Origin of the sequence: Salmonella sp. 5800, from assembly GCF_046558195.1 — a bacterium.
Lineage (GTDB): Bacteria > Pseudomonadota > Gammaproteobacteria > Enterobacterales > Enterobacteriaceae > Salmonella > Salmonella enterica.
In genome coordinates this window covers 358,451-371,134 of the sequence record NZ_JBGDOX010000002.1, presented here as the reverse complement: position 1 = coordinate 371,134, position 12,684 = coordinate 358,451, and the positions used below count along the sequence as shown (strand labels likewise).

The 12,684-nt window shown below is 51.0% G+C and carries 14 protein-coding genes; 10 read left to right on the top strand and 4 right to left on the bottom strand.

Annotated features, from left to right (window positions below; genetic code table 11):
* The first annotated feature begins 47 nt into the window (after positions 1 to 47).
* Positions 48 to 671 (top strand): hydrogen peroxide resistance inhibitor IprA, encoded by a 624-nt coding sequence (iprA, locus tag ACLJZ5_RS06800; protein WP_000950242.1) that lies wholly within the window; start codon positions 48 to 50, stop codon positions 669 to 671.
* 43 nt (positions 672 to 714) lie between these two features.
* Here the strand turns inward: iprA and ampH are convergent, their stop codons facing one another.
* On the bottom strand, positions 715 to 1,872 hold the full coding sequence (gene ampH, locus ACLJZ5_RS06795) for a D-alanyl-D-alanine-carboxypeptidase/endopeptidase AmpH (RefSeq protein WP_000830777.1): 1,158 nt from the start codon (positions 1,870 to 1,872) through the stop codon (positions 715 to 717).
* A 346-nt stretch (positions 1,873 to 2,218) separates the two neighbouring features.
* On the opposite strand from ampH, the gene sbmA reads away from it, so the two are divergent.
* Both sbmA and yaiW read left to right on the top strand, forming a co-directional pair.
* On the top strand, positions 2,219 to 3,439 hold the full coding sequence (gene sbmA, locus ACLJZ5_RS06790; RefSeq protein ID WP_000477023.1) for a peptide antibiotic transporter SbmA: 1,221 nt from the start codon (positions 2,219 to 2,221) through the stop codon (positions 3,437 to 3,439).
* A gap of 14 nt (positions 3,440 to 3,453) precedes the next feature.
* Positions 3,454 to 4,548 carry a surface-exposed outer membrane lipoprotein YaiW gene (gene yaiW, locus ACLJZ5_RS06785; protein WP_001271421.1) on the top strand — a complete coding sequence of 365 codons (1,095 nt, stop codon included), beginning with the start codon at positions 3,454 to 3,456 and terminating at the stop codon, positions 4,546 to 4,548.
* A 37-nt stretch (positions 4,549 to 4,585) separates the two neighbouring features.
* On the opposite strand, the gene ACLJZ5_RS06780 is transcribed toward yaiW, so the two are convergent.
* Positions 4,586 to 4,894, bottom strand: coding sequence for a YaiY family protein (locus tag ACLJZ5_RS06780; protein ID WP_000763139.1), 309 nt, complete (start codon positions 4,892 to 4,894; stop codon positions 4,586 to 4,588).
* Between the two features lie 267 nt (positions 4,895 to 5,161).
* Here ACLJZ5_RS06780 and ACLJZ5_RS06775 point away from each other — a divergent pair, with 267 nt between their 5' ends.
* Entirely contained in the window at positions 5,162 to 5,377 is a 216-nt protein-coding gene (locus ACLJZ5_RS06775; RefSeq protein WP_001239243.1) for a DUF2754 family protein, read from the top strand.
* 25 nt (positions 5,378 to 5,402) lie between these two features.
* Here ACLJZ5_RS06775 and ddlA read toward each other — a convergent pair whose 3' ends face one another.
* Complete coding sequence (ddlA, locus tag ACLJZ5_RS06770) at positions 5,403 to 6,497, bottom strand: D-alanine--D-alanine ligase (RefSeq protein WP_001096588.1); 1,095 nt, start codon at positions 6,495 to 6,497, stop codon at positions 5,403 to 5,405.
* A gap of 77 nt (positions 6,498 to 6,574) precedes the next feature.
* Between ddlA and ACLJZ5_RS06765 the strand changes: the two genes are divergently transcribed.
* From ACLJZ5_RS06765 to adrA, 5 genes are all read left to right on the top strand, one after another.
* Positions 6,575 to 7,288, top strand: a complete 714-nt coding sequence (locus tag ACLJZ5_RS06765; RefSeq protein ID WP_023197126.1) for an extensin family protein — start codon at positions 6,575 to 6,577, stop codon at positions 7,286 to 7,288.
* 168 nt (positions 7,289 to 7,456) lie between these two features.
* A complete protein-coding gene (locus ACLJZ5_RS06760; RefSeq protein WP_000446772.1) occupies positions 7,457 to 8,668 on the top strand; it encodes a multidrug efflux MFS transporter in 1,212 nt (403 codons plus the stop codon).
* A gap of 296 nt (positions 8,669 to 8,964) precedes the next feature.
* A complete protein-coding gene (gene iraP, locus ACLJZ5_RS06755; protein WP_001518423.1) occupies positions 8,965 to 9,225 on the top strand; it encodes an anti-adapter protein IraP in 261 nt (86 codons plus the stop codon).
* Positions 9,226 to 9,576: 351 nt separating this feature from the next.
* The gene (gene psiF / locus ACLJZ5_RS06750) at positions 9,577 to 9,897 is read left to right on the top strand and encodes a phosphate starvation-inducible protein PsiF (protein ID WP_000705162.1); all 321 of its coding nucleotides are present in this window, start codon (positions 9,577 to 9,579) and stop codon (positions 9,895 to 9,897) included.
* A 91-nt stretch (positions 9,898 to 9,988) separates the two neighbouring features.
* Positions 9,989 to 11,101, top strand: a complete 1,113-nt coding sequence (gene adrA, locus ACLJZ5_RS06745; RefSeq protein WP_000484093.1) for a diguanylate cyclase AdrA — start codon at positions 9,989 to 9,991, stop codon at positions 11,099 to 11,101.
* Positions 11,102 to 11,115: 14 nt separating this feature from the next.
* Here the strand turns inward: adrA and proC are convergent, their stop codons facing one another.
* A complete protein-coding gene (proC, locus tag ACLJZ5_RS06740; RefSeq protein WP_000412193.1) occupies positions 11,116 to 11,925 on the bottom strand; it encodes a pyrroline-5-carboxylate reductase in 810 nt (269 codons plus the stop codon).
* Positions 11,926 to 12,064: 139 nt separating this feature from the next.
* On the opposite strand from proC, the gene ACLJZ5_RS06735 reads away from it, so the two are divergent.
* Positions 12,065 to 12,520, top strand: a complete 456-nt coding sequence (locus ACLJZ5_RS06735) for a YaiI/YqxD family protein (RefSeq protein WP_000158137.1) — start codon at positions 12,065 to 12,067, stop codon at positions 12,518 to 12,520.
* The last annotated feature ends 164 nt before the right edge of the window (positions 12,521 to 12,684 follow it).

The following is a 12,684-nucleotide window of genomic DNA, read 5'->3' as shown; positions in this document are numbered from 1 at the left end:
AAAAATGCCCGTCAAGGACTTGACGGGCATTATTGCAAGGAATGCATATGTTATCTTTAAGCAAGCCACTACAGGAATTCTACAGACTCGATAAATGCCTTTCTAAGCATGGTACGCGTTTCGAGTTTGTTAATGATAAAGAGATTATCTGTTCACCTGATGAAAGTAATACCCATACCTTTGTTATTTTAGAGGGGGTTGTTTCGTTAGTTCGCGGTGATAAAGTTCTTATTGGTATTGTGCAGGCCCCCTTTATTTTCGGCTTAGCCGATGGTGTGGCGAAAAAAGAGGCACAATATAAATTAATTGCGGAGAGCGGTTGCATCGGTTATCGCCTCTCATCATCACAAACTCTCGCCATCATTGAGCAGAACCAACTGTGGCGTGAAGCCTTCTGTTGGATAGTATGGAAAAGTCAGGTACTGGAACTTCGTGACAAGCAGCTCATTGGTAATAATTCTTACGACCAGATTCGTGCGACGTTAATGACAATGATTGAGTGGGATGAAGAACTTCGCTCACGTATTGGTGTTATGAATTATATTCATCAACGAACGCGCGTATCGCGATCGGTGGTGGCGGAAGTTCTCGCGGCCCTGCGTAAGGGTAATTACATTGAAATGAATAAAGGCAAACTGATCAGTATTAACCGTTTGCCCTCCGAATATTAACAAAAGGTTGCGCCTCGTCTGATATAGCGCGAGGCGCGACGACTCAGGATGCAGGAATAGCAATCGGTTTATTGCCGCTTAGCTCAGTAACCAAATCGTTAATCCCGTCGCTCATATTGGTAAAACGAGTGAGGGGGGAACGGGTTACGACCACAAAAGCGCCAATATTATATTGCGGGATCATCGCCATATAGGTAATAAAACCGCCGCCGCCTCCTGTTTTCTGGATAATGCCAGGACGTCCGTCTTTTGGCGCCATATAGACCCAACCCAGACCGAGCGCGTCGGCTTTACCCGGTACGTCCATCCCAATGATTTTCTTTAACTGTGTGCGCTGATAAATCAACGTTTGCATACGATCGGCCTGTTGGCTACGGTGATAGAAATCTGACGACAGATACTGTTGCATCCAGCGCATCATATCTCCTGGCGTAGAATAGACCCCACCGCTGCCAATGGCAGCCAGCGTATTATTACAGGGGCTTGCGCCTTTTTCTGCCACCATCAGACGCTTACACTGATCGGGAGAAGGGGTAAACGTGGTGTCTTTCATTCCCAGCGGGCGGGTAATCTTTTCTTCAAACAGTTGCGTATAAGGTTTGCCGGAGGCGGTCGCCAGCGCGTCGGCTAACAGGTCGAACGCCAGATTGGAATAGGCCGCCTGTGAACCGGGCGCGACTTTTAACGTTGCTGTGGAGAGCCAGTTCCAGCGTTGTTCGCGGGTTGGCCAGACAAATACCGGACGATGCGCCGCGCCGCCGGGCTGTTCTCGCGGAAGCGCGCTGGTATGGGTCGCTAAGTTGACCAACGTAATCGGCGTGCCTTGATACGTCGGGACATGCGCGCCGGGAGGCGCATATTTGCTGAGCGGATCGTTTAATTTTACCGTTCCCTGATCGAGCAATTTTACCAACATTTCACTGGTCATGAGCTTGGTGAGAGAAGCGATACGAATGACCGAATCAAGCTGTGGACGAACATTATTTCCCGGTCTGGTGTCACCGAAACTACGAAACACGCGTTGATTGCCGTCGATCACCACCAGCGCCATGCCCGTGGCGCCGCTACCATAAAAGATATGCTCGGCATAACGATCAACGATATCAGAGGCAAAAACCGGATCGGCAATCGGCTGAGCCGCCTGGACAGAAGTAAGTGATGCCGCAAACAGCATGGCAGTAAAAAGCAGACTACGTTTCAACGGTGATGTCCATAAGTGAAATAACGGTGGTTATGCGTATTTATACTACCCGGCGGCACATTGCAAAACGTTAAAGAGAAAAAAGTGGGTGAAAAAACGTAACGGCGGGTTTTCGTGATGGAGAATGTTTACTTTTGTGATAGAGCGCTTGTGATAACCTGATAGCGTCAGCGTGCCTGCTGTGTATGAAACTCGTCGAAACAATTCTGTTGAGCAGAAATGCGAACTAAGCGTCACAACGTAGGTCACAATGCCTGGTTTAGCCCTTTCATTTGCGTGGGCATGGCGTGATATTGCCGCCGTCACAGCAGCCGTAATAAAGATAAGAAGTTAGCAGGAGAGCATGATGTTTAAATCTTTTTTCCCAAAGCCAGGGCCGTTTTTCATGTCGGCGTTTGTTTGGGCGCTGATCGCCGTCATTTTCTGGCAGGCGGGAGGAGGAGATTGGGTGGCGCGACTTGTAGGGGCATCCGATGAAGTGCCTATCAGCGCAGCGCGCTTTTGGTCGCTGGACTATCTGATTTTTTATGCTTATTACCTGATTTGCGTGGGATTATTTGCAACGTTCTGGTTCATCTATAGCCCGCACCGCTGGCAGTACTGGTCGATACTTGGCACCTCGCTCATTATTTTTGTCACCTGGTTTTTGGTGGAGGTTGGCGTCGCGGTTAACGCCTGGTACGCGCCGTTCTATGATTTGATTCAAACGGCGCTCAGCTCGCCGCACAAGGTCACTCTTGGTCAATTTTATCATGAAGTGGGGGTGTTTCTCGGCATTGCGCTTATTGCCGTGGTGATCGGTGTGCTGAACAACTTCTTTGTCAGCCACTATGTATTTCGCTGGCGTACCGCAATGAATGAGCACTATATGGCGCACTGGCAGTACCTGCGCCATATCGAAGGGGCCGCCCAGCGTGTGCAGGAAGACACCATGCGTTTTGCCTCTACACTGGAGAACATGGGCGTGAGTTTTATCAATGCCATCATGACGCTTATCGCCTTTCTGCCGGTGTTAGTCACCCTGTCAGCGCATGTGCCGGATTTACCCATTGTAGGACATATCCCTTACGGCCTGGTCATTGCCGCTATAGTCTGGTCATTAATGGGGACGGGCCTGCTGGCGGTCGTCGGGATCAAATTGCCGGGGCTGGAATTTAAAAATCAGCGAGTGGAAGCCGCTTATCGTAAGGAGCTGGTCTATGGTGAAGATGACGCCAGCCGCGCCACGCCGCCCACCGTCCGTGAACTGTTTAGCGCAGTGCGCCATAACTACTTCCGTCTCTACTTTCACTATATGTATTTCAACATCGCGCGCATTCTCTATTTGCAGGTCGATAACGTTTTCGGTTTGTTCCTGCTGTTTCCTTCCATTGTTGCCGGTACGATTACGCTGGGGCTGATGACGCAAATCACCAACGTGTTTGGTCAGGTGCGCGGTTCGTTCCAGTATTTGATTAACTCCTGGACGACGCTGGTGGAGCTGATGTCTATTTATAAACGTTTACGTAGCTTTGAACGTCAGTTGGATGGTCAGCCAGTTCAGGAAGTGACCCACTCTTTTAGCTAACAGAAGGAAACGTTATGTCGGCGGCGTCCCGTCTTTACCCTCTGCCTTTTCTGGCGGTCGCCATATTGGCTGGCTGTAGTAGTCAATCCGGGCAGCCGGTGAGCAAGGGCGAGAAGCCTGTCGACGTGGCAAGCGTAGTACGTCAGAAAATGCCGGCCAGTGTCAAAGACAGAGAGGCCTGGGCGAAAGATATCGCGACAACGTTTAAGAGCCAGGGGCTGGCGCCGACGGTAGAAAATATCTGTTCGGTGCTGGCTGTCGCCCAGCAGGAGTCCGGTTATCAGGCGGATCCTGTCGTGCCGGGGCTAAGTAAAATCGCCTGGCAGGAGATTGATCGCCGCGCTGAACGACTACACATTCCGCTGTTTCTGGTGCACACCGCGCTGAAAATTAACTCCCCCAACGGCAAGAGCTATAGCGAGCGCCTGGACACGGTAAAAACCGAAAAACAGCTTAGCGCTATTTTTGACGATTTTATCAATATGGTTCCTATGGGGCAGACGCTATTTGGCTCATATAACCCGGTGCATACGGGCGGCCCGATGCAGGTCAGCATTGCCTTTGCCGAACAGCACGCGAAAGGCTATCCGTGGAAGATGACGGGTACGGTACGTCAGGAGGTCTTTACGCGCCGTGGCGGGTTGTGGTTTGGAACCTACCATTTGCTGAATTACCCGGCGAACTACAGCGCGCCTGTTTTCCGCTTCGCCGACTTCAACGCGGGATGGTACGCCAGCCGTAACGCTGCGTTCCAGAATGCCGTCAGTAAAGCCAGTGGGGTAAAACTGGCGCTGGATGGCGATCTGATTCGTTATAACAGCAAGGAACCGGGCAAAACAGAGTTAGCGGTGCGCAAACTGGCAGGGCAGTTGGGAATGAGTGAGCGTGAAATTCGCAGCCAACTGGAGAAAGGCGATAGCCTGGCGTTTGAAAAAACGGCGCTCTACAAGAAAGTCTATAAACTGGCCGAGGCCAAAACGGGCAAGACGCTTGCGCGGGAAATGTTGCCCGGTATTCAACTGGAAAGTCCGAAGATCACACGTAAGCTGACGACCGCCTGGTTTGCTAAACGAGTTGATGAGCGGCGGGCGCGGTGTATGGGGCGATAAATTTCGCGCTGGGATATTTTCTCCAGCGCGCTAAGGTTTATTGGTGACGGTGACGCCAGCGTAAAAACGCGGCGATAACGGCGAAAATGAGGCAGCCCGTGAGGAAGGGCACCAGGCCAAAAATCGTCCCGACGCCCAGCCCAATCTCTACCCGCGGTCGACCTGTATCCTGTACCTGCATCAGATGCTCATAGATGCCCGGCGCATGAACCAGCAGGTTTAAGAGTTGCGCTCCGGCCCAGAAGCAAAACAGTACAAATATGGCGTAAGCAATATTTCCGGGCGTAGAGGAGGTTTCTCGATGCTTCCCGCTGAACAGCGATTTTGAGAGAGTGAAATCAGCCATAAAGACCTCCAGGATGATCGGCTACGATCTGGCGTTATGCCATCGGCTTACTGTGAAGTCTGACAGGTCATTGTGTTTGTCAATATCAGAATCATGGTAATTTCACATACGGAATGTATCCATCGCGTAAATTTTTGTTAGTTGTCACAAAACGATCACTTTTATCAAAATCAATTAACATTTAAGAAATTCCGTATCCCCCACAGACTCGCTCGCCAGAAGTATGCAAAAATACGTTTTTGTTGCTGTTAATACGTCGGAGTCGTTATGCGTTTGCCTGTAAAAATTCGTCGTGACTGGCACTACTATGCCTTCTCTATTGGCCTTATCTTTATTTTGAATGGCGTCGTAGGATTGCTGGGTTTTGAGGCGAAAGGATGGCAAACCTATGGCGTTGGGCTGGTAACGTGGATTATCAGCTTCTGGCTGGCGGGGTTCATCATTCGCCGGCGCGAAGAGGATGAGGTAAAAGACGCCCGATAAACGTTGCGCTATCGGGCGTGCGCTATTACATCGTGGTTTTTAAGGCGTTATTCGCCGTATGGCGTTCCAGCGCCAGCTCAATCAGGCGGCTGATCAAATCGGTATAGCCCAATCCGCTCGCCTGCCAGAGTTTTGGATACATACTGATATTGGTAAAACCTGGCAGCGTATTAATCTCGTTAATCACGACCTCATTGTCTGCCGTTAAGAAGACATCGACACGCGCCATACCCGCGCACCCCAGCGTCTGATAAGCCTGGATCGCGATCGCGCGGATCTTGTCATTCACCTCGGAAGGGATCTGCGCAGGCACGACAACTTGTGCGCCGTTATCATCAATATACTTAGTATCGTAGGCGTAAAATTCGCTATTCAGTACGATTTCGCCGCAGGTACTGGCCTGTGGGTTATCGTTACCTAATACGGCGCATTCGATCTCGCGCCCTTTGATCCCTTGCTCCACCACCACTTTATGATCGAATTCGAAAGCCAGCGCGACCGCCTGCTGATATTGCGCTTCGTTAGCGACTTTACTAACGCCGACCGAAGAGCCCTGATTGGCGGGCTTAACGAACAGCGGCAGTCCCAGACGGGATTCAACCTCGGCAAAACTAAACGCGTGACGATTCGTTCGGGTGAGTGTAATAAACGGGGCGATATTCAGTCCTGCATCGCGTAGCAGTCGTTTGGCGACGTCTTTATCCATGCAGGCTGCGGAGCTCAGCACGTCTGAACCGACAAACGGTAAGTTTGCGACGCGCAGCATCCCCTGCAATGAGCCGTCTTCGCCCAGCGTACCGTGGACGATAGGAAAAATAACATCTACCGTCGGTAGCGGCTGCCCGTTCTGGGCGTTAATCAATTGGTGTTGATGTTTGCCAGGCACCTGGGCCAGACTGATTGCCGAAGGACGTAGCGCGATATGTGCCGGATCGTCTGCATTCTGCAAATAATTTTCCGCATCGTTAACATGCCATTGTCCTGCCTTATCTATCCCTAACAGCACCACGTCGAAGCGGGTTTTATCGATCGCATCAACGATATTTTTCGCTGATTGCAAAGACACTTCATGTTCCGCCGACTTACCGCCAAATACTATTCCTACCCGCAATTTCGCCATCTTAAAAACCCATTCCATCGAATGCAAAGCGTATACATTACCACGACAAAACGCGGGTTTCGCGGGCTTCTGCCATAATGTTTATGGGATGTGAGAACGGAGGCCGCGTGAGAGGTAAGGGTTTTCTGATTATTGTGCTGTTGGGCGGCATTGGCGGGCTGGGATATCGTTATCTTCCCTCTTATTATAATCCTTTTGCTCCGCTACAACTTGCCGATCCGCCAGGCTGGATCACGACCTTCAAACTACAGCGCCTTACGCCGTCGCAGTGCCGGGAGCTTTTGACGGCGGCCAATCAACAGGGATTAATTTCATCACAACCTGTTGCGGATAGCGCTGGTGAATGTCCCTTGTCCCATGTTGTGCGCGTCAGAGATTTTGGCCAGGTCAAACTGAGCAGCAGTTTTTTAGCCTCCTGCCCGCTGGCGCTGCGCTCCGCGCTGTTTGTCGAACAGCAGGTAAAACCTTTAACAGAAACGTGGATGAAGCGCCGCCTGACCCGCATCGAACATCTGGGCAGCTATGCCTGCCGTAATATTTATCACCGCCCGGATGCGCGTCGCAGTGAACATGCCAGCGCAGAAGCGCTGGATGTCAGCGGGTTTCAGCTATCGGATGGCCGAAAAATCACTATCCTGCGCGGCTGGGAGCGCGATGAGACGGGGCCCTGGTTACGCGCTATGTTAAACGCCAGTTGCCATTATTATGGCAATGGGCTCGGGCCTGACTATAACGCTGCTCATGCTAACCATTTTCATCTTGGAATGCGGGGCTACGGCGTGTGTCGTTAAAGCATAAACGTCTGCCTTGCGCGGCTATATAATGTGACATGTTTCACAAAAATGATGAACGGGGAGACAAAATAGCAAAGTGTGACGTATCGCACCTCTGGAACCACCAGGAAAAAGAGAACTTGCTAAGCTAACGCGTATTTTCAGCTACTTACCGTTACGAGTCTTATGGAATCCTGGAAAGTTAATCTAATTTCCGTTTGGTTTGGATGTTTTTTTACCGGGCTGGCAATCAGCCAAATCCTGCCATTCTTACCCCTTTATATTTCCCAGCTTGGCGTCTCTTCCCATGAAGCGTTATCAATGTGGTCCGGGTTAACGTTTAGCATCACGTTTCTTATTTCCGCCATTGTGTCGCCGATGTGGGGCAGTCTCGCCGATCGTAAAGGGCGTAAACTGATGCTATTGCGCGCGTCGCTCGGGATGGCGATAGCTATTCTACTGCAGGCATTTGCGACCCATGTCTGGCAACTTTTCCTGCTGCGCGGAATCATGGGGTTAACGTCAGGCTATATCCCCAATGCCATGGCGCTGGTAGCCTCTCAGGTACCGCGCGAACGTAGCGGCTGGGCGCTCAGTACGCTTTCTACCGCGCAGATCAGCGGCGTTATCGGCGGGCCGTTAATGGGCGGCTTTGTCGCGGATCATATCGGGCTGCGGGCGGTATTTCTGATTACCGCCATGCTGTTGGTGGTGAGCTTTCTGGTCACGCTATTTTTAATTAAAGAAGGCGTGCGTCCGGTCATCAGGAAAAGCGAACGCCTGAGCGGTAAAGCCGTTTTTGCGTCGTTACCTTATCCTGCGCTGGTGATCAGCTTGTTTTTTACCACGATGGTCATTCAACTCTGTAATGGTTCCATCAGTCCAATCCTGGCGCTGTTTATCAAATCAATGATGCCGGACAGTAATAACATCGCCTTTCTTAGCGGGTTAATTGCCTCGGTGCCCGGTATCTCCGCGCTTATCTCCGCGCCTCGCCTGGGAAAACTTGGCGACAGAATCGGCACGGAAAGAATTCTGATGGCCACGCTTATCTGCGCAGTGCTGCTTTTCTTCGCGATGTCCTGGGTCACCACGCCGTTCCAGTTGGGACTGTTGCGTTTCTTGTTGGGCTTTGCCGATGGCGCGATGTTACCCGCCGTACAAACGTTATTGGTGAAATACTCCAGCGACCAAATTACCGGACGTATTTTTGGCTACAACCAGTCATTTATGTACCTGGGCAACGTGGTTGGGCCGTTGATGGGCGCGACGGTATCGGCGATGGCCGGTTTCCGCTGGGTTTTTATCGCTACGGCGGCGATCGTGTTAATCAATATTGGGCAACTGACCCTGGCGTTACGTCGTCGGCGTAACGCGCAAAAAGCGAAAGGCCAATAGCGGTGCATCGTAACGGCGCTTCTGCCGTTACGATATGGTTTAAATTAAAAGATATATTCTTTATCCGTGAAGTTTTTCTATAGATGGCATAACCTTAAATTATGATATAGCGTGATTATTGTTTTTTGATGGTTTATTATCGTCTCGTTTTCGGTCTGAGAAACGTTTCGCTGCGGCGACAGTGATAATTATTTGTGTAAAGTTCTTCCTGTATCATAAAAATAGTACTTTCAGCCTCTAGGCAGTGGTTCTTCATAGTGATAACGTCACCCTGGAACTAATAAGGAAATATGGTCATGAAAAATCTCATAGCAGAGTTGTTGCTTAAGCTAGCCCAAAAAGAAGAAGAGTCGAAAGAACTGGTTGCTCAGGTAGAAGCGTTAGAGATTATCGTCACAGCAATGTTACGTAACATGGCGCAAAACGAGCAGGAGATGTTGATACGTCAGGTAGAGGGGGCACTTGAAGGCGTAAAGCCGGATGCCAGCGTTCCTGATCACGATACGGAATTGCTGCGCCAATATGTAAAAAAGTTGCTGAGACACCCCCGGCACTAATCGTATTTAAAACAACACAGGTGTTATAACGTTACTTTTATGAAATAACATAGCCGCTTCGTTTTTATTTTGCTCTGTATTAACCAGAAGAAAATAAAAACGAAGCGGCTATGGTAATAACAGTGTAACGCTATGCGCTGTTCTTCTGCATCCTGCCAGTGTGACTGTGGATAATCGAATTGCACATTAGCCTACGGTTTGTCAATCAATAAAACATCTATTGCTAACGGTAAGTAATACTTTTACAGCCGGGTGGTATTTTTGCCAGTAACAGCCAGACTTATATAAAGTCCCTGGGATATTTCCCAAAGGGACAACGTGTAATGTGTACACTGACAAAAGGATGGTGCTATGAAAATAACATTACTGGTGACTTTACTTTTTGGCCTGGTCTTTTTAACCGCCGTCGGCGCAACCGAGAAACCGTTAACGCCGCAACAGCAGCGCATGACGACCTGTAATCAGCAGGCGACAGCGCAAGCGTTGAAAGGCGATGCGCGTAAAACCTACCTTAGCGACTGCCTGAAAAACAGTAAGTCGGCCCCTGGCGAGAAAAGCCTGACGCCGCAACAGCAGAAAATGCGTGAATGCAATGTTCAGGCGACGGAACAATCCCTGAAAGGCGATGACCGTAGCAAGTTTATGAGCGCCTGCCTGAAAAAAGCGGCGTAGTGCTATCGGGTGAGCCCTGAAAAACACTCACCCGAAATTTCATACTCCCTCCATGCGCTCTGTTTCTATAATTTGGGAAAATTGTTTCTAAATGTTCCCAAAAATAATGAATGATGAAAATTTTTACCGAAAAGCAGTTGAACAGGCGGTAGCGCCGCCTGACCCTCCTGATGATCGTCAGCGCTCCGGGTTGCGCTTCGCCCGGCGCATCAGGCTACCGCGCGCGGTGGGGTTAGGGGGGATGTTTTTACCGGTGGCCGCCGTGTTAGTGACGCAACCTGTCTTTGGCGGCTGGTGGCTGTTGCTGGTCGGCTGGTCTTTTGTCTGGCCGCATCTGGCGTGGCAGTGGTCGGCGAAAGCCCTTGATCCGCTACGTCAGGAAATTTACAACCTGAAAGTGGATGCGATCCTCTCCGGCATGTGGATCGCGCTGATGGGCGTCAATATGTTGCCTGCCGCCGCGCTGTTTATGATGATGAGCATGAATCTGATGGGGGCTGGCGGGCGGCGGCTATTCACTGCCGGAATGGGGCTTTTGCTGGCGTCATGTCTGGTGACGTTGCAGCTTACCGGGCTACCCGTCGCTATGCGAAGCTCGTCGCTGGAAGTTACGCTCTCTTTGCCCGTCATTATGTTGTATCCGCTTCTGTTCGCCTGGGTAAGTTATCAAACGGCCATTAAATTAGCGGAACATAAGCGACGCTTGCAGGCGATGAGCTCGCGGGATGGCATGACCGGCGTCTATAACCGACGCCACTGGGAAATTTTATTACGTAATGAATTCGATCACAGCCGACGCCACCATCGGGAGGCGACATTGTTGATTATCGACATCGATCATTTTAAGAGCATTAACGACACCTGGGGGCATGATGTTGGGGATGAGGCTATTATCGCCCTGACGCGTCAATTACAGATAACGCTACGCGGGAGTGATATTATCGGGCGCTTTGGCGGCGACGAATTCGCGGTGATTATGTGCGGAACGCCGGCAGACAGCGCGATTACCGCCATGTCGCGAGTGCATGAACGGCTAAATACCTTACGCTTGCCGGGCGCGCCGCAGGTCATGTTACGTATCAGCGTGGGCGTGGCGCCGTTAACGCCACAAATCGGTCATTATCGGGAATGGCTAAAGTCTGCGGATATGGCGCTTTATAAAGCAAAGAATGCCGGACGTAACCGCACCGAAGTGGCGGCATGACGTCCAGCCGGGCCTCAGGATTTACTGAGCGCCTCTGATTTTTCCATACACTTCGTCATCGCTTCTATTACCGCAGCGCGGAAGCCACGTTCTTCCAGAACGCGTACGGCTTCAATCGTCGTTCCGCCAGGCGAGCACACCATATCTTTCAGTTCGCCGGGATGCTTTCCGGTTTCGAGTACCATTTTCGCCGATCCCATGACGGCCTGCGCGGCGAATTTATAAGCCTGAGCGCGAGGCATACCGCCCAGAACGGCTGCGTCCGCCATCGCCTCGATAAACATAAAGACATAGGCCGGCGAAGATCCGCTCACGCCAACCACCGGATGGATCATCGGCTCAGCAATTACTTCCGCCTCGCCAAAGCAGCGGAAAATATTCAGCACATCAGCCGTATCTTCCGGTGTGACCAGCGCGTTGGGCGTGACGGAGGTCATTCCTGCGTTGACCAGCGACGGCGTATTCGGCATAGCGCGAATGATTTTACGGTCGTGTCCCAGCGCGCGCGCAAGCTGATCAAGCGTTACGCCTGCGGCGATAGAGACCACCAGCGAGTCTTTGTTCAGGCTGGAGGAGATTTCACTGAGCACTTTCACCATAATGCCCGGTTTTACCGCGCCGAAAACGATATCCGCGACCTGAGCGACCTCCTGCGCGCTTTGCGCCGCATTAATGCCGTACTGGTCATGCAGGGCGGCAACTTTATCGGGGGAGGGGGTGTAGACCCAGATCTGGCCGGGAAGTACCTGACCGCTGGCAATCAGTCCGCCAAGAATAGCCTTGCCCATATTACCGCAGCCAATAAAACCGATTTTCTTCTCCATCTCGTCACTCCCTATGTTTGTGTGTTATGGGGAATGGTTAGCTTAACGCGGATTGAAAACGGGCAGAAGGAGAAACAGCACTTTGATGAAAGGCAAAAGCGCGAGACAATAAAAGATTGTATACCGTACGGGAGACATTATGACCATCTGGGTGGATGCGGATGCGTGTCCGAATGTCATTAAAGAAATTTTGTACCGCGCCGCCGAGCGGATGCAGTTGCCGCTTATTCTGGTTGCCAATCAGGCCTTGCGCGTGCCGCCTTCGCGTTTTATCCGCACGCTTCGCGTGGCCGCCGGGTTTGACGTGGCGGATAACGAAATCGTGCGTCAATGCGAAGCGGGCGATCTGGTTATTACCGCGGATATTCCGCTGGCGGCTGAAGTGCTGGAAAAAGGCGCTGCGGCTCTTAATCCCCGGGGAGAACGCTATAGCGACGCCACGATTCGCGAACGTCTGACGATGCGTGACTTTATGGACACGCTACGCGCCAGCGGCGTACAAACGGGGGGACCAAACACTCTCTCGCCGCGCGATCGTCAGCATTTTGCCGCCGAGCTGGATAAGTGGTGGCTGGAAAGCCAGCGTAAAAAATAAATCGTGTAATGAAAAATTTACAGTTTATTCATTTCTGATTCTTGCTATAGTACTAATATTGTGACTTTAGTACCTTTGTGTAAATTATTATTTACATTTATGCGTTGTACTAGTTAGATGATATGATTATAACATTGCTGATATCAAATCCTGCGTATGCGCAG